Annotated in this window: 20 protein-coding genes; 13 read left to right on the top strand and 7 right to left on the bottom strand. The window is 40.6% G+C overall.

All coding sequences use genetic code 11. The features are described 5' to 3' along the window. Entirely contained in the window at window positions 1–273 is a 273-nt protein-coding gene (locus ACH30E_RS06290; protein ID WP_490824070.1) for a hypothetical protein, read from the bottom strand. Between the two features lie 70 nt (window positions 274–343). On the opposite strand from ACH30E_RS06290, the gene ACH30E_RS06285 reads away from it, so the two are divergent. Then, window positions 344–652 carry a hypothetical protein gene (locus tag ACH30E_RS06285; protein ID WP_490824068.1) on the top strand — a complete coding sequence of 103 codons (309 nt, stop codon included), beginning with the start codon at window positions 344–346 and terminating at the stop codon, window positions 650–652. Between the two features lie 89 nt (window positions 653–741). Here ACH30E_RS06285 and ACH30E_RS06280 read toward each other — a convergent pair whose 3' ends face one another. Next, the gene (locus ACH30E_RS06280; protein ID WP_490824066.1) at window positions 742–2,292 is read right to left on the bottom strand and encodes a hypothetical protein; all 1,551 of its coding nucleotides are present in this window, start codon (window positions 2,290–2,292) and stop codon (window positions 742–744) included. A 741-nt stretch (window positions 2,293–3,033) separates the two neighbouring features. Here ACH30E_RS06280 and ACH30E_RS06275 point away from each other — a divergent pair. Both ACH30E_RS06275 and ACH30E_RS06270 read left to right on the top strand, forming a co-directional pair. Further along, the gene (locus ACH30E_RS06275; RefSeq protein ID WP_294995952.1) at window positions 3,034–4,287 is read left to right on the top strand and encodes a DUF2130 domain-containing protein; all 1,254 of its coding nucleotides are present in this window, start codon (window positions 3,034–3,036) and stop codon (window positions 4,285–4,287) included. Next, window positions 4,280–5,386, top strand: a complete 1,107-nt coding sequence (locus tag ACH30E_RS06270; protein ID WP_490824064.1) for a hypothetical protein — start codon at window positions 4,280–4,282, stop codon at window positions 5,384–5,386. The genes ACH30E_RS06275 and ACH30E_RS06270 overlap by 8 nt, the downstream gene beginning before the upstream one ends. A 74-nt stretch (window positions 5,387–5,460) precedes the next feature. Here the strand turns inward: ACH30E_RS06270 and ACH30E_RS06265 are convergent, their stop codons facing one another. From ACH30E_RS06265 to ACH30E_RS06255, 3 genes are all read right to left on the bottom strand, one after another. Continuing rightward, entirely contained in the window at window positions 5,461–5,694 is a 234-nt protein-coding gene (locus tag ACH30E_RS06265) for a 4'-phosphopantetheinyl transferase family protein (RefSeq protein ID WP_490824519.1), read from the bottom strand. 116 nt (window positions 5,695–5,810) lie between these two features. Further along, window positions 5,811–6,044 carry a 4'-phosphopantetheinyl transferase family protein gene (locus tag ACH30E_RS06260; RefSeq protein WP_490824518.1) on the bottom strand — a complete coding sequence of 78 codons (234 nt, stop codon included), beginning with the start codon at window positions 6,042–6,044 and terminating at the stop codon, window positions 5,811–5,813. A gap of 116 nt (window positions 6,045–6,160) precedes the next feature. Further along, the gene (locus ACH30E_RS06255; RefSeq protein ID WP_490824062.1) at window positions 6,161–6,805 is read right to left on the bottom strand and encodes a 4'-phosphopantetheinyl transferase family protein; all 645 of its coding nucleotides are present in this window, start codon (window positions 6,803–6,805) and stop codon (window positions 6,161–6,163) included. A 69-nt stretch (window positions 6,806–6,874) separates the two neighbouring features. Between ACH30E_RS06255 and dcd the strand changes: the two genes are divergently transcribed. Beyond that, entirely contained in the window at window positions 6,875–7,411 is a 537-nt protein-coding gene (dcd, locus tag ACH30E_RS06250) for a dCTP deaminase (RefSeq protein ID WP_294995943.1), read from the top strand. Between the two features lie 115 nt (window positions 7,412–7,526). Here dcd and ACH30E_RS06245 read toward each other — a convergent pair whose 3' ends face one another. Together ACH30E_RS06245 and ACH30E_RS06240 are read right to left on the bottom strand one after the other, a co-directional pair. Beyond that, window positions 7,527–8,003 (bottom strand): TspO/MBR family protein, encoded by a 477-nt coding sequence (locus ACH30E_RS06245; RefSeq protein ID WP_490824060.1) that lies wholly within the window; start codon window positions 8,001–8,003, stop codon window positions 7,527–7,529. After that, a complete protein-coding gene (locus ACH30E_RS06240) occupies window positions 7,990–9,111 on the bottom strand; it encodes a DUF3810 domain-containing protein (RefSeq protein ID WP_490824059.1) in 1,122 nt (373 codons plus the stop codon). Before ACH30E_RS06240 ends, ACH30E_RS06245 begins: the two co-directional genes overlap by 14 nt. Before the next feature lie 124 nt (window positions 9,112–9,235). Between ACH30E_RS06240 and ACH30E_RS06235 the strand changes: the two genes are divergently transcribed. The 9 genes from ACH30E_RS06235 (at window position 9,236) to fbaA (ending at window position 16,600) form a co-directional block, all read left to right on the top strand. Continuing rightward, window positions 9,236–9,781, top strand: a complete 546-nt coding sequence (locus tag ACH30E_RS06235) for a YceD family protein (protein ID WP_294995933.1) — start codon at window positions 9,236–9,238, stop codon at window positions 9,779–9,781. 28 nt (window positions 9,782–9,809) lie between these two features. Further along, window positions 9,810–10,004: a 50S ribosomal protein L32 gene (gene rpmF, locus ACH30E_RS06230; RefSeq protein ID WP_078830450.1), complete on the top strand. Its 195-nt coding sequence runs from the start codon at window positions 9,810–9,812 to the stop codon at window positions 10,002–10,004. Window positions 10,005–10,037: 33 nt separating this feature from the next. Continuing rightward, the gene (plsX, locus tag ACH30E_RS06225) at window positions 10,038–10,982 is read left to right on the top strand and encodes a phosphate acyltransferase PlsX (RefSeq protein WP_294995926.1); all 945 of its coding nucleotides are present in this window, start codon (window positions 10,038–10,040) and stop codon (window positions 10,980–10,982) included. A 300-nt stretch (window positions 10,983–11,282) separates the two neighbouring features. Continuing rightward, window positions 11,283–11,468, top strand: a complete 186-nt coding sequence (locus ACH30E_RS06220; protein WP_294995923.1) for a hypothetical protein — start codon at window positions 11,283–11,285, stop codon at window positions 11,466–11,468. A 147-nt stretch (window positions 11,469–11,615) separates the two neighbouring features. Then, complete coding sequence (locus ACH30E_RS06215) at window positions 11,616–12,998, top strand: pyridoxal-phosphate dependent enzyme (protein WP_490824058.1); 1,383 nt, start codon at window positions 11,616–11,618, stop codon at window positions 12,996–12,998. Between the two features lie 301 nt (window positions 12,999–13,299). Continuing rightward, complete coding sequence (locus ACH30E_RS06210) at window positions 13,300–14,199, top strand: LysR family transcriptional regulator (protein WP_294995918.1); 900 nt, start codon at window positions 13,300–13,302, stop codon at window positions 14,197–14,199. Window positions 14,200–14,258: 59 nt separating this feature from the next. Further along, on the top strand, window positions 14,259–14,450 hold the full coding sequence (locus tag ACH30E_RS06205) for a hypothetical protein (protein WP_294995915.1): 192 nt from the start codon (window positions 14,259–14,261) through the stop codon (window positions 14,448–14,450). Window positions 14,451–14,481: 31 nt separating this feature from the next. Beyond that, a complete protein-coding gene (locus tag ACH30E_RS06200; RefSeq protein ID WP_490824057.1) occupies window positions 14,482–15,300 on the top strand; it encodes an ABC transporter substrate-binding protein in 819 nt (272 codons plus the stop codon). Between the two features lie 232 nt (window positions 15,301–15,532). After that, window positions 15,533–16,600, top strand: coding sequence for a class II fructose-bisphosphate aldolase (fbaA, locus tag ACH30E_RS06195; RefSeq protein ID WP_294995909.1), 1,068 nt, complete (start codon window positions 15,533–15,535; stop codon window positions 16,598–16,600). Window positions 16,601–16,725: the final 125 nt, after the last annotated feature.

Genomic DNA, 16,725 nt, shown 5'->3' with positions numbered 1-16,725 from the left:
TTAGCTTGTAATTGCCTCTTGATATTGTTTGGAGATTAATTCACCCAATACAGCCGCCTCAGCCAAAACAGCTTCTTGTTTCATTTTGTCTCTTTCCTCCGGCACAGTTGTCCAAAATGCTTTTCCGCCCTCTTTATGCGCTTTGGTTAGCATAAGAGGTGGCCTCCTGGTAGGAAAATCGATGATATAAACATAATCCATCCCAACCTTGCGAGGTATAATCTGCAGGTTTTCCCCTTTATACTCAAACTCAAACGGCGTTAGCATATTCATAATCTAAAAGTAGTATAAATATTGAAAAACTAAAAATATTAGTATTTTAGTGCTATAAAAAATAGTATCTATGGATAGGATTACGCCACTTGAACCCGTTGAATTGAACCTTGTATTTGAAATGATAGTCGTTGTGAAAGCTACACTGAATCCCTGTGAGGTCTATTTTGCCCGATTGCCAGATGGAAGCACTTTTACAAGGGTGATAATGAATCCTGGAGTAATTGATAATGAGCGTGTCATTGATGTTGACCGATGGGAAGAAGGTTGGGTGGATCTGCATGCTGGTGAAGCAACCGTTTGGTCAGAGCTCGTGGCAAATTCACTGGATTATCATATAATCCAGTATAACGCGAAAAAAAATAACAAACCCGAATAACAAACTTTTATGCTAGGTATTTAGCTCTCTTTTCTATTTGTCAAGTTTAAACAGGTCTGATCTTAATAGTAAATAAATCTGCTGCTTCTCTACTGGATATAGTTGAAATACCTCCAATCCGAAACCAGAATAACCTTACCATGACCAATAGCCTTTACCCGAAGTCTATGCACTTGTTTTCCCATTCCCTGAACTGTCACCCTGTTTGAATTTGTAAGGTAAAAACCCCTGTTGCTGTAAGGCATTTCAGAAAAACTGGTTGCAGAATAATCATATGGCGCATCTGCGAGTTGCATTTCAACTTCATAATATCCTGCACCTTCAACTTCCGTCCATTCCACAGTTGTGTATCTTGGGTAATCGAATTCCTCACGCTCCTTTGGACTGATAATACTTATTGAAGAAGGAATATTAATGTTTCCATTGGCTGTTTCTGGGGCTGTCGTTATGGTGGGAGTTTCGGAAGGTTGTTCGGTTTCATCAGGTTTTTCAGCTTCTACCAAAATACAGTCCCCCTCTTTAACTTCTACAGTTTTTTCCCATGTTTCCCCATTTTCATTACGGAAAACAAATACGCGGGTACCAGCTTCCACATAAACGGGGAAAGTGCCCTGACCACCACAATGTACCTCCTGAAGTGGCGCATTATTTACGGTTACAATGACGTTTCCTTCAAATATTACCTCAATATTTTGGCAATAAACGCAAGTATGATAGAACGTTACCATTCCATTTCCTTCTCCATAGGGATTTGATGGTGGCGTTTCAACTGCAGGTTGAGTTGCTGGCTGAAAGGTTGAATTTGAAAATACGACTGATGGGCTATTATCTTTTTTCTTAAATATTTGGTAGCCAGCAATAACAAGAATAATAATAACGATGAGTCCGATTATTGGAGAACCGGAACCAGATTCGGAAGATGATGTGTAAGATGTGCTGTCAGATGTGTCATAATCACTGTTATCATCATCATTATAGTCATACCGATTGTTTGAACTTCTGTAACTTGTTTCTCTTTCTTCTGTGTCCTCCTCCTCCTCAGGGCCACTGATTTTCTCCCATTCCCCCCAGAAATTTTTTTTATAAATAGTATCACCGGTTCTGGAATAATCTCTATTGTCAACTTCATAATGATCTCCAGCTTCCCCACATTCGTTTTCGTCTTCAACCTCCACCCATCTGCCAATCCAATTCTTTTTATATACTGTATTACCAACCACTGAATATTCAATTCCATTGACTTCTCTGGTATCGCCTGCTTCAGCAATTTCATCATCATCATCTGTCAGCTTCCAGTTTCCCCAAAAAGTCTTTCTGTAAACATTATCACCTAATCTGGAAAAAGTGGCCCCATCAACTTCTTCAATTTCTCCAGCTTCGGCCCGTTCATTTTCATCTTCGACTTCTGCCCAGCCACCCAACCAATTTTTTCTATAAACTGTATCTCCGACAACGGAATATGTCTGGCCATTAATTTCTTTATGATCCCCTGCTTCGGCTTCCTCATCTTCTTCTTCGACAAGTTTCCAATTTCCCCAAAAATTCTTTACATAAACCGTATTTCCCACCACTGAATACTCCCTTCCGTCAATTTCATGTTTATCTCCGGTTTCAGCAATATCATCTTCTTCGTAAGACATAGTTGAATGATTTGAAATTTTGAAATACGAAATGTAAGAATGGGAAAAAAAGCCAAATTTCAAAACTTTATTTAAAAAAAAATAATATGATTTTTTTATGATGGTGTTGGGTTGGCATGTCTGTTAGAGGCTGTAGCAAGATGATTTGAAAAGGATTACATGATAACGAATAATCCTTCTATGACTAATAAGCTACTATCAATAAACTTGATTTTCGCCTTCATTTTTGAACCGGACGAATAGCGGAAATATCGCTGAGTAATGGCTCCGGAGGGCCGTGCAAAAACCGTGAAATAAGACCAGGAATTGCTTTAGGCTGTGGCTGATACATCACACGATTGTTTACCTGACGAAAGGGAAATATTCTATTTGCTTTTGCTTGGCTTAGCTCCCAATACTATTAGTGTGGACTTATAATCTTCCAATATTCTCACCTTGTTATTATTACCAAGCTTTTTTTCTTTATCAATCGATTCACAGTACCGAAGCGTGGGAGTTCGAATCTCCTCTTCCGCACTAACCCGGATTTATTAAAACGTGTCTGAGCTTTTATGCACACGACTTTTTTTGGTATTATGTAAACGCTTCACAAATCCAAAGCTGAGCGTCTAATCCTTACCTATTGGTGCCAATGGCGATTGAAGCGTAAGTGCATACAGCAGTTTTAAGTTCTTACAATTCGAAGCAGTCCTGCTGGACTTTTATTTTGTAGTTTCACATTACTTTGTAAAAAAAATACACATGGCCGATTTCATCATACATTGCCCCAATTGTAACCACCAGTTTGAACCAGGAGATTCGATCCGCGAAGAAGTGCAGAAAGAGCTTCGTGGACAAATGGTTGACTGGCAAAAGAAAAAAGACGATGAGTTCAAACAAAAAGAACTGGCTTTCCAGCAACAATTAGCACAGAAAGAAGAAGAAGCCAATAAAAAACTGGTAGCGGAAAAGAAGAAACTGGAAGAAGAGTTGAAAGACAGTCTTCGCAAAAATATCGTTGCCGATTTTGAGAACCAGTTAAAAATGCTGCAGGAAGCCGATAAGGAAAAAGAAGAGAAACTAAAAGAAGCACGTAAAAAAGAACTCGAATTCCTTCAAAAAGAACAAGCCCTTAAAACTAAAGAGGAAGAACTGGAACTATCCTTACAGCGACAGTTACTGGAAGAAAGGGAAAAAATAAAAGAACAACTCTCCAAAGAAGAAGCTGAAAAACTCAGCATCAAAGAACAGGAATACCAACTCCGCATGAAGGAGATGGAAAAACAAATTGAAGACCAGAAAAAACTGGTGGAAGAAATGCGTCGGAAATCTGAACAGGGAAGTATGCAATTGCAGGGCGAAGTGCAGGAACTGATGCTGGAATCATTATTACAGGCCACTTTCCCTTATGATACAATCGAAGAAGTTGGTAAAGGCGTACGTGGCGCAGACTGCATACAAACAGTTCGCAACCAGTTTGGTAATGAATCGGGCAAGATTATTTATGAAAGCAAACGCACCAAAGATTTTGCCAACGATTGGATCGAAAAACTTAAAACAGATATGCGTAACCTTGGTGCCGATGTAGCTGTAATTGTTACACAGGCACTCCCCAAAGACATGGATCGCTTTGGAGAGAAAGATGGTGTTTATATCTGCACATTTACTGAAGTAAGAAGTGTGGCATTACTCCTCCGCAATGCATTATTGAAAATCGCCGACGCTAAAAAAAGCCAGGAAAACAAAGGCGACAAAATGGTGATGCTCTACGATTACCTCATAGGCTCCGAATTCAGTGAACAATGGAAAGCTATACGCGAAGGCTTTATGAGCATGAAACTAAGCATCCAGAAAGAACGCGATGCGATGGAAAAACTATGGAAGGCCCGTGAAAAACAATTAGAAAAAGTTTTACTCAATGCTGCACATATCAAAGGATCTATTGAAGGTATTGCAGGTGCAGATGCAGTAAATCTTAATCTCTTAGAAGACAATACACCATTAGAACTTGAGTAATGTATTCGGACATATTATCTCAACAGGAGAAGCAGAAAAACCTTCGAAGAAGAAACCCATCTTCCCCATCAATGATGCACTGCGCAAATACCTGGTACATTATAGTCGTGAAGTAAAATTGCCGGTGAGTTACAAAGATTTGCAGCGTTATACATACTCAGTTCCGCTAAAAGACCGACAGGGTAAAGATACTTCATGGGAGAAAGTATCTTATGACATGCGCGAATGGGAATACCTGCGTGAAAACCTTGTGCGCATTTACGCCATTCTGAAAACAGAGGGCGACATGAGCTTTATCAAACACCTTGATGTGGCACGAATTGATTTCTGCTATTTCGGAAACAGTCAACCCTTCCGCATTCGAATCGTAAATAAGTTTAACGACAATTATGACCACTACTATATAAAACAGGCAGATGCAAGTCGCGTGTACGGATTAGAACTGGAGCACCTGCTCTCCCCTAACCGTATGACCTACTTTACAGACAGAAATACCCTGATCGAGGAACATATTCCAGGCATACCAGGTGATATCTTTATTGCCGAGCACTTAAACAGTGCCAATACCAACCTTATACGACTCGCAAAAGAATTTGTAAAATTCAACGAACGTTGCTTTGTACAATTACTTGGCGATATGCGCTCGTATAATTTTGTTGTAAACATTATACCTGATATTGAAGACTTTCAATACCGTATCAGGGCCATCGATTTCGACCAGCAATCTTATGAAGGGAGAAAAAACCTGTACCTGCCACAGTTCTTCAAGGAAAACAAAACCCTGGTAGATATTGCTTTACAACACCTCGACAAATCTTCCATCGCACAATACCAGGCCGAAGAAAGAACCATGATGACTTATCGCTTAGTGTCATCCCGTTATCGCATCAAAGAGCTGCTCGACATCATGAGCACGGATACCATATCAACAAAAGAAAAACTGGAACAGTTAAAAGCAGAGTTAGCGACCCATTTTAATGCCACCCCCTCTTTCGCCAAAGCCCGCACTATGGGACAACTCGTAAAGAGACAACTCAAACAAACCCTGCAAAACAACCTGTTGCTGATACCGAAATCCAAGAGCAGGTTTGATGACTGAAAAACAGAGAAATAAGGAATAAGAAATAAGAAATGTGAAAGTGGAGGGTATTTTACTTCCTTATTTCATATTTCTTATTCCTTATTTCTCTGTTTCATCTCTCCTTTCGTCCAAACAAGTGTCAGGTTTCCAAAAAGGGAATAGTGTAGTTGCAACGGATGGACTGTTTGTTTGATGAGGGAAGCGGCGACAACACCTTTTTCCTTTGCTGGTAGTTCGTGTATGCGTAATACTTCACTAAAATCTACGTCCCCATTACCCCACCATTTAAACATGGCTTCTTTGGCACTCCATAGTAAGGTAAGGATGGTTAGCTGATACCGAAATCCAAGAGTAGGTTTGATGACTAAAAAACAGAAAAATAAGGAATAAGAAATAAGAAATGTGAAAGTGGAGGGTATTTTACTTCCTTATTTCATATTTCTTATTCCTTATTTCTCTGTTTCATCTCTCCTTTCGTCCAAACAAGTGTCAGGTTTCCAAAAAGGGAATAGTGTAGTTGCAACGGATGGACTGTTTGTTTGATGAAGGAAGCGGCGACAACACCTTTTTCATTTGCTGGTAGTTCGTGTATGCGTAATACTTCACTAAAATCTACGTCCCCATTACCCCACCATTTAAACATGGCTTCTTTGGCACTCCATAGTAAGGTAAGGATGGTTAGCTGATACCGAAATCCAAGAGTAGGTTTGATGACTAAAAAACAGAGAAATAAGGAATAAGAAATAAGAAATGTGAAAGTGGAGGGTATCTTACTTCCTTATTTCATATTTCTTATTCCTTATTTTTCTGTTTCATGTCTCCTTTCGTCCAAACAAGTGTCAGGTTTCCAAAAAGGGAATAGTGTAGTTGCAACGGATGGACTGTTTGTTTGATGAAGGAAGCGGCGATAACACCTTTTTCATTTACTGGTAGTTCGTGTATGCGTAATACTTCACTAAAATCTACGTCCCCATTACCCCACCATTTAAACATGGCTTCTTTGGCACTCCATAGTAAGGTAAGGATGGTTATAGGATCAGCTTTTGATGAATGCAACATTGTTAATTCATCGGGGTGGAGGAATTTGTGTTTTATCTTTTCTACCCTCGGTGTAAGTAATTCCACATCTATGCCAACTCTTTGGGTGCTGCTTACTATAGCTGCAGCATAATCACCGCAATGGGAGATGGAAAAATGATAGGCTTCATCGGGCAAAAAAGGCTTTCGCGTATCAGCGATAGCAATGGTTGCCGTTGGGAAATCTGGGAAGAGATAACGAAGGAGGTAACGTCCGGCAAGGTGTTGTAAGCGCTTGTGTGGATGCGTTATTTCCTTGGTCAGGGTTACTGTTTCCAGGAAAAAAGACTCCGGTTCAGCGATCTTCCAGATGGCCAAACGGGTTTGTTCGTTGATATCTTGTTGATAAAACAGGGGCACGCTGAACTTAGGTCGTTTTAGATTGCAGATTTAAGATTTATTTGCATCCCAACCCAAAACTATTGAGGAATGATTCTAACTGACAAGCGTATTTTAGAAGAAATGGACAAGGGCACCATCAAAATTGAGCCCTATAATCGTGGCGATCTGGGCAGCAACAGTTACGATGTACACCTTGGTAAAACACTGGCAGTTTATGTAGACAAAGTGCTGGATGCCAAAAAACACAATACCATTGAGTATTTCGATATTCCTGATGAGGGCTTTGTACTTGAGCCAGATAAATTTTACCTCGGGGTAACACTGGAATACACCGAAACCCATGCACATGTACCTTTTCTGGAGGGTAAATCATCTACGGGAAGACTTGGCATCGACATCCATGCCACGGCTGGTAAAGGCGATGTTGGTTTCTGCGGCAACTGGACCCTTGAAATTTCCTGCAAGCAACCAGTCCGTGTTTACCATGGCATGCCAATTGGTCAACTCATCTATTTCCCGGTAGAAGGGGAAATTGAAGTAAAATACAACCAGAAATCCAATGCCAAATACAGCGGCCAACCCAATAAGCCGGTGGAGAGTATGATGTGGAAGAATAAGTTTTGATGTGAATGGTCAAGGGTGAATGGTCAATGGTGAATTGTGAATGAAGTGTACTGGAAATCTTTTGATTCCCATTCTTCACATGTTCTATTGACAATTCACCATTCACAATTCACATCTACCCATTCAATCTCCATATCGCCCCATTCAGTAGCATGGCGAAGCTTACCCAGGATATGTAGGGTACTAAGAGCCAGGCAGCTATTTTGGAATATTGGGCGAAGGAGAAAATGGTTAATAGAATCATCACCCAAAGCACTATCATTTCCGCAAGTGCCCAAACGGTTTCATGCATTCCGAAGAATATAAATGACCAGCAGAAATTCAGTGCAAACTGAATGATAAATAGTACGAGTGCCCTGTTTCGACCTGATGATGCAGGTTGTTTCCAGATAAGAAAACAACTAATACCCATTAAGATGTAGAGGGTTGTCCAGACAGGACCAAACAACCAATTGGGTGGATTAAAGGAAGGCTTGGTTAAACCGGCATACCAGGTGGGTATTTCAGCAGAAGTTACCAGTCCGCCCACTGCACCTAAAACTACTGTTAAACCGACAGCAGTTATCAACTTTATCAGTTCATTTCTTTTCATACTTTTTATTGTAGGCAATCAGCCATCCGATTACTTCATCATAACTTTTAACGCCTGCCTCCTGGTTATTGAACCGGAGGTATTGGTCGTAGAGATTATTTAAAGTAGCCGAAGTTTTATATTGTCTTTGCTGAAAGAATTCCCGGACTTCTTTGCGGTCTTTTCTTACCAGCGAATCGAGCCTTTCACGATTTGAATGAACTACTTGCTGAAAGCGTATTGAATCTTTGTCCATCGCAAGCATATACAATTCTTCTCTTTGCGCATACGTAAACAAATCGTTGTAAGCTGAATAACGGAAAAAAACATCTTTTGTTGACATGGCTGCTATTAGTCCAACCATATTTGCTTCACTTTCGCTGGCATATCCTAATTGATGGGCTATTTCGTGGCATGCTACAAAAGGAAGTACCAGTTCTGGAACATCGGTTCTTACCTGAGCCTCTCCTGTAAATGGATTATAATAGCCGGTAAAACCAACCCAATCTGCCAAACCATTAAATAAACTGGGTTTTATAGATCGGTGGTTATAATTTAAAAAAGTAAAACGATCCCATGCCCGGGCATAGCCAATACTGGCCATCCTGAAAATGCTATCAACCGGTTGCGACGGTAAAACCGTATCCGGCATAAGTTTGCGACAGGCATTTAAACTATCGATCAATCGGTTGGTAAGTTGAATCACTTCCTCCGTTTGGTACCCTTTTTTAGATAGCTTTAGTTGGTAGGCTATGCCAAGTCTGTCGTAATTCAATCCCCACAATAACCTGAAAACAATATAGATACCTGCCAATTTATTAAATAGCCTAAGGGCCAATAAACCCCATAAACCAATTGCCCAGCTCCCCTTCCGCAAAAGAATGATTGATTTAATTAGTCCTACAACTACACTTATTATAAATAGTACATATAAACAATCTCCAATACTAAAAGGAGCCCATTTCGTAAGCACCCTTAAGGTGGAGGAGATTCCTTTATAGATGCCGGTGCTGTACCAATTCTCGACTGCTTTGGGGAAATAGCCCAGGAAATGGACCAATAATGCCAGAAAAAGCAAAAAAGCGGGCCTGATAAATAAAACTGGGGATATTTTTGCCTCGGTTTTCATAGTTACAAATATGCGGAATCCTGCTGATTAAGGTTTGTTGATAAGTAATATGTGGCTAAAACCTAACTTTCTCTTGGCATTTACGCCATTTTAGACTACCTTTGCAAGCCCTTAAAAAACGGTTATGAGTCATAGGCGGGAATATGAGATAGCTTTTGTGGGTTTGAAGCCGGGCACTCATGTATATGAATACCGGATTGAGGACAAGTTCTTTACACAATATGGAGAGCAGGATTTCAAAAACTGTGTTGCCAATATTAAACTGAGTTTAGAGAAGAATAACAACTTCATGCAGCTTCGTTTTGATATTGACGGAACAGTGGAGAGTAACTGCGACAGATGTGGCAATCAACTGCCTTTACAGCTCTGGGACGAATTCAACATCATTGTAAAAATGGTGGATGAACCAGCACTGATGAATGAGCAGGAAGAAGACCCCGATGTTTATTATATAAGCCGGGGTGAAAGTCACCTCTATCTGAGCGATTGGATCTATGAATTCATCAACCTGACCATTCCATTACAAAAAATGTGTAGTGAAAGTGAGATGGGTGGCCCCCGGTGCAATAAAGAAGTACTGGAGAAATTGAAAAAAATGGAAGAAGATGCCCAGAAAGACAACCATAATACGGTGTGGAAGGGGCTGGAAAAATTTAAGGACCTGGAATAAACATTATTGATACTTTAAAATTCGAGATATGCCGAATCCTAAACGCAGACATTCACAGCAGCGCAGTGCAAAAAGAAGAACGCACTATGTGGCACAGGAAGTTACATTGAGCAAAGACAGCACTACAGGTGAAACACACGTACGCCATCGTGCACACGTGAGCGAAGGTAAATTGTTCTATAAAGGGAAACTGGTAGCTGAAAAAGCTCCATTGAAAGCTTAATCCTTTAAGATCAATTAACCAAGCTGACGACGAATGAATATTGGCATAGACATGATGGGTGGAGATTTTGCACCGTTAGAAGCGGTGAAAGGGCTGAAACTTTATCTGTCTTCCGGTACACCTGCTGCCTCACTATATTTAATAGGTGATGAAACACTGATAAAACCTCTATTGGAGGAACACCAGGTTACATCACCTAATTTGCATTTGATACATGCCCCCGAAGTAATCGGGTATAATGAGCATCCCACCAAAGCATTAAAGGAAAAACAACAATCTTCTATAGCAATCGGTTTCCATCTTCTGGCAACCGGAAAAATAGATGCATTTATTAGTGCCGGAAATACCGGAGCCATGCTGGTTGGTGCCATGTATAGTATAAAGCCTATTGCTGGTGTAAGCCGACCAACTATTGCCACCATCATCCCTAAACTTAATGGAACCACTGGTTTATTGGCGGATGTTGGATTAAATGCAGACTGCAAACCAGAAAACCTGAACCAGTTTGCTATACTGGGTAGCTTATATGCCCAGCATATCCTCAATATTGACAACCCAACGGTTGGATTAATGAATGTGGGTGAAGAAGAAGGCAAAGGAAATATCCTGGCACAGTCGACCTACCCCCTCCTCAAAGAAAATACCCAAATCAATTTTACCGGAAACATCGAAGGCCGCGACATCTTTGGCGACAAAGCCGATGTAATGGTATGTGATGGCTTTACCGGTAATATCATCCTCAAAATGGCGGAATCAATCTACGATATCGCCCGCCAGCGTAACCTGGCATCTGATAGCTATTTCAGTCGCTTCCATTACGAAAACTATGGAGGTACACCTGTTCTGGGTGTGGCCAAGCCTGTTATCATAGGCCATGGCATCAGCAACGACAAAGCTTTCATGAACATGATCGGCCTCGCTGCAAAAATGATCGAAAGCGATCTTTGTGGTAAGATGGTGGCTAGTTTCGGGGCTTAATTCCTGATTTATTTATTGCCACTGAAGACACTGAGATACACAGAAAGTACTTCTGTGCCCCTCTGTGTCCTCAGTGGCGATTCTATTTTCATCATCCCCTACAACCATTCATCACAAAACAGAAAATCACCCAAATTGGCTAAACTTAGCTCAAATCATTGATTATCAACAGCTAATAAGCTAACTAAGCTATTTTGCCAGAAATATTACTGTCTTAAAGATGGTACTATGTGTTGCATAGTACCAAAAGTTGACTTATCTTTGATTTATCAAATTAAAAAACAACAAAAAAATACTTGTATGAAAAAGTTCATCAACAACCTCCAGATCGTAGCTATGTTAGCCCTTATTCCTGCTATGGTAATTGCCTACCTAGGTACACAAAAATCTACTGAAGAAGAAACAGAGAAAACATCGATCGTAAATACCAAAGGTTTTAACCTTACAGAAACTGGTAATATTATTCACTTAGTGAAGAGTTTCTAATTAGCCATTATGACCATTTACGATTCATCGCTGCAAATACAAGGGGCAGTGGTGATCAAAAGAACACCCTCCCCTTTTCCCCATCGTTTCAACGAAGCAGATTGATTTAGCAATTCGCTGTTCTACGGCAGCCACAAAACTTTACCTTTGCCACAAACAAATGTTAGTTTTCGCATGTGGTTGAATAATATACTCGAAACGATTGGAAATACCCCCCTGATCAAGCTCAACAAAGTAGCTAAAGACATCCCAGCCACTGTACTGGCCAAGGTAGACTATTTTAACCCCGGCAATTCCATCAAAGACCGCATGGCTTTGAAAATGGTAGAAGTTGCAGAAAAAGAAGGCAAACTTAAACCTGGAGGTACCATCATTGAAGGCACCAGCGGTAATACCGGAATGGGACTCGCCCTCGCAGCCTGTGTAAAAGGCTACAAATGCATTTTTGTAACAACCGATAAGCAGTCGAAAGAAAAAGTAGATATCCTCAAAGCAGTTGGTGCGGAAGTAATTGTTTGTCCCACAAACGTAATGCCCGAAGATCCCCGCAGTTATTATAGTGTAGCCAAAAGATTAGGACAGGAAATTCCTAATTCTATGTACATGAACCAGTATGATAACCTGGCTAACAGACAGGCTCATTATGAAACTACCGGTCCTGAAATTTGGGAACAGACTGAAGGAAAAATTACCCATTTTGTTTGTACCGCAGGAACCGGTGGCACCATTACAGGAACAGCCATGTACCTGAAAGAAAAAAATCCAAACATTAAAGTATGGGCCGTAGACGTTTACGGTTCATTGCTCACGAAATATTTCAAGACTGGAGAGATTGATATGAATGAAGTTCATCCATATATCTCGGAAGGTTTCGGAGAAGATTTTGTTCCGCAGAATTATGATATGAGTGTGATCGACGAATTTGTTCAGGTAACCGATAAAGATGGTGCCGTAATGGCCCGCCGTATTGCAAAAGAAGAAGGTTTGTTCTGCGGATATAGTGCTGGAAGTTGTTTACAGGGATTGATGCAACTCAAAGCATCTTTAACCAAAGACGATGTTGTAGTATGTGTATTTCACGACCACGGTAGCCGTTATGTTGGTAAAGTGTATAATGACCAATGGATGATGGAACGCGGATTCCTGGACGTAAAAACCTTTAAGGATATTGTGAATGGCCGAGGTGGACAAAAACTCATAACAGTTGCTACAGACCATACGGTTGCTGCGGCAGTTGAATTAATGAAGAAATATGATATTGAACAAATACCTGTGCTGAAAGAGGGAGAACTGGTGGGCTCATTAAGTGAAGGTGGTTTGTTCCAGAAAATATTCAGCAACCCTGAACTGAAAGATGCAACTGTAGCAAGTGTAATGGAACACGCTTATCCGGTTGTAGATTTTCTTACCCCAGTTGAAAAAATAGGCACACTAATAAACAAAGAAAACGGTGCAGTACTCGCTAAAGATGAAAAAGGCGACTACCACATCATCACAAAATACGATGTAATTCAAAGCCTGACCAAGTAAATTAAAAGCCCTGTGTAACTTACATGGGGCTTTTTTAATTATACTGTCCGGGAAGAAACAGCTTCTAGCCACTAGCTGCTAGCTACTAGCTTTTTTTTTGCTATTAATTTAACCATCCACAAGCGTATATACGGTAATTAAATCTTTATTTTAAGCAGGATTTTTACGAGACAAATTCGCAGGCCCTGTCATTTAGCAAAAAACCTAAAACAAGCACCAATCAAAGCTTGCAGCTTGAAGCTTGAGGCTTGTGGCTTTTCTACCGGAGAACAATATTTAATCACCATGAACCAATAGTAATATGCTCTCTGTAAGGCATGAAGTATTTCTGGAAGTAGCCAGACAAAAAAGTTTTTCAAAAGCTAGTCAGCTACTGTTCATTTCGCAGCCAGCTATCAGCAAACATATACGCAACCTGGAAGAACAATATGCCACCCGTTTGTTTGAGCGAAAAGGACTTGCGATCGAACTAACAGAAGCTGGACGGATGTTATTTGAAAAAATTATTGAAGTAAAAGCCATTCAGGACCAGACAGAATTCGAATTATCTGCTATCAAAGACCTGCTCCAGGTAAAAGGAACACTTAAGTTAGGCGCCAGCACAACCGTAGCACTTTATATTCTACCTAAAGTTTTATCCGCTTTTCAATCCAGGTACCCACATATTGTCATTGACCTACTCAATAGAAATACTGAAATTGTATTACAGGCTTTGTTAAGCGGCGATATAAACCTAGGCATAGTAGAAGGAAGGTCAAAACGCACGCAGGTTAGTCACCGCCCTTTTATTACCGATAAAGTTGTAGCAGTATGCAGCAGAAAAAGTGCGATCGCCAAAAGAAAACAATACGAGATTGAAGAAATAAAAAATCTGCCCCTTGCTCTTAGAGAAGTTGGAAGCGGAACACTTTCCGCTTTGAGAGCATCGCTGGAGAAGAAAAAAATTAAGATGAACAACTTACAGGTAAAAGCCAGATTAGGCGGAACAGAAGCGCTTAAAAATTTTCTGATTGAATCTGACTTACTGGGTTTCCTGCCGCAACGCTCCGTATTAAAAGAATTGGAACAAGGCGAATTAGTGGAAATACATTTTAACGGATTACAGATTGAACGAAATTTCTATTTTATTGAACGCAAAGGCGAAAACAGTGAACTAAACAGAACCCTGATTAAAATTGCCGAAAAAATCTATAACTTTTAGTTATAAGCAATAACCATATCTGATATATTAGGTTATAAATACTAAGGTAAGTTTGTGGCATGAAAACGAATCTGGAAAAACCTGTTAACATATCGGTACAGGTATTAGTCACACTCACTACATTTTTCTCTGCCTACCTCACCCCTGAAGCTAATGCCATGTACTCGGGTTTGAAAAAACTGGTTGAGAAAACCTATGCGCCAACTGATAGTAGCCTACCCATTATCATAAGCAGCAACCAAAGTTCCTGATAAGTTGCACTGATCTTCTGTATTTTGCAATATGTTTCTGTACACCGATCAGACAGGTCACACTATTGAATTATCTGCAGAGCCAAAGAGAATTGTTTCGCTGGTGCCATCCCAAACGGAGCTATTGTCCGACTTAGGACTTGAAGCCGAAGTAGTTGGTATCACTAAATTTTGCATCCACCCCAATACATGGTTTCGCAATAAGAACCGTATTGGTGGTACCAAAGATGTAAAACCAGAACGGGTAGCCGCTTTAAAGCCTGATCTGATTATTGCGAATAAAGAAGAGAATGTAAAAGAACAGGTGGAAGCACTAAGAACAATCGCTCCTGTATGGACCAGCGATATCAATACCCTTGAAGATGCTTTTGAAATGATAGATCACCTGGGAAATATTACTGGCCGGACTGCTGCTGCCAATGATATTTTAGTAAAGACAAAAGAAGCATTTGCAACTCTGGAAAAAAAACCATTAAATAATAAAGGCAAAACCTGTTTGTACCTGATTTGGAAAGACCCCTACATGAGTGTTGGTTCAGATACTTTTATTCACGACATGTTAACCCGCTGTGGCTTCATCAATCTACTGGCCAATCAAAACAGGTATCCGACGATAACTGCTGAACAAATCAAAACATTATCACCGGAAATAATATTACTTTCCTCCGAACCCTACCCTTTTAAAGAAAAACATATTGCTGCTCTACAGGACCTTCTCCCCTCTACACTTATCACTTTGGTTGATGGGGAAATGTTTAGCTGGTACGGTAGCCGATTAATGCAGGCTCCTGCTTATTTCTGCGGTTTATCAGAAAGAATCAACAGTTCATCCACAGCAGCAAAAAGCTAACGGACGTTTGCGGCAAGTGAAGTATCTTGCCGCCTGTCGGATCGCAGATCGCAGATCGCAGATCGCAGATCGCAGATGTCTGATGTCTGATGTCTGATGTCTGATGTCTGATGTCGGATGTCGGATTTGGATTTGGATGGTGAATGGTAGGGTTTGTTTACTCACTACTCACTACTGACAATTGATTATTGACTATTCACTATTGACAATTCACAACAAAACAAGCACAACTATGAAAAAGTACAGGGCCGGCGTTTTATTCGGTGAAGAACTGGAAGCATTGTATAATGATGCGAAAGACAATCAATTTGCGTTACCTGCTGTTAACACTATTGGAACAAACACTATTAACGCAACACTGGAAACAGCAGCCAAGGTAAATTCTCCTGTGATCATACAATTCTCCAATGGAGGAGCTCAATTTATTGCTGGTAAAGGAATGCCTAACGATAACCTCCAGGGGAATATCGCTGGTGGTATTTCAGGAGCATTACATATTCATAATGTTGCCAAATATTATGGCGTTCCGGTTGTACTGCATACCGACCATGCCGCCAAAAAATGGTTGCCATGGGTAAGCGGATTAATCGATGCCGGAGAGCAGTTTTATAAAGAAAAAGGACAACCACTTTTTAGTTCTCATATGCTCGATCTTTCTGAAGAGCCCATTGAAGAAAATATCCATACATCAGTAGAGTTTTACAAACGAATGGCCCCATTGGGAATGAGTATTGAAATTGAACTGGGTGTTACAGGTGGTGAAGAAGATGGTGTTGATAACAGTGGCATAGAAAACGATAAACTTTATACTCAGCCCCAGCACGTAGCTTATGCTTATACTGAATTAAGTAAAGTGGGCAAACTGTTCACCGTAGCCGCTGCTTTTGGTAATGTACACGGTGTTTATAGTCCGGGTAACGTAGAATTACGTCCTGAGATCCTGAATAATAGCCAGCTCTATATTGAGCAGGAACTGAAAACAGGTAAAAAACCGGTTTATTTCGTGTTCCACGGTGGTAGTGGCTCACCCCAGCACCAGATCAGGGAAGCGATCGGTTACGGTGCCATCAAAATGAACATCGATACCGACCTCCAGTGGGCATTCTGGGAGGGTATCAAAGACTTCTACAAAAAGAATGAAGGATACCTTCAAGGACAGCTCGGCAATCCGGAAGGAGCCGAAAAACCGAATAAAAAATTCTATGATCCCCGTGTTTGGCTCCGCAAAGGCGAGGAAAACTTCGCTAAACGCCTGGAAGTTGCCTTTGAGGACCTGAATTGTATTAATAGGAACGCATAGCAGACCGAAAGTCGGAAAGTCCGGAAGACCGGAAGATGGATTATTTAAAACAGTCATCTTTCGGTCTTTCAGACTCATGGTCTTTCGGACTTTCCGACTTATATCCCTATCTTAGCCCCCCAATT

The organism is Sediminibacterium sp. FW305-C-61, assembly GCF_058231065.1.
Note: the sequence above shows the minus strand (reverse complement) of the source record. Positions and strands in the feature narration are given on the sequence as shown.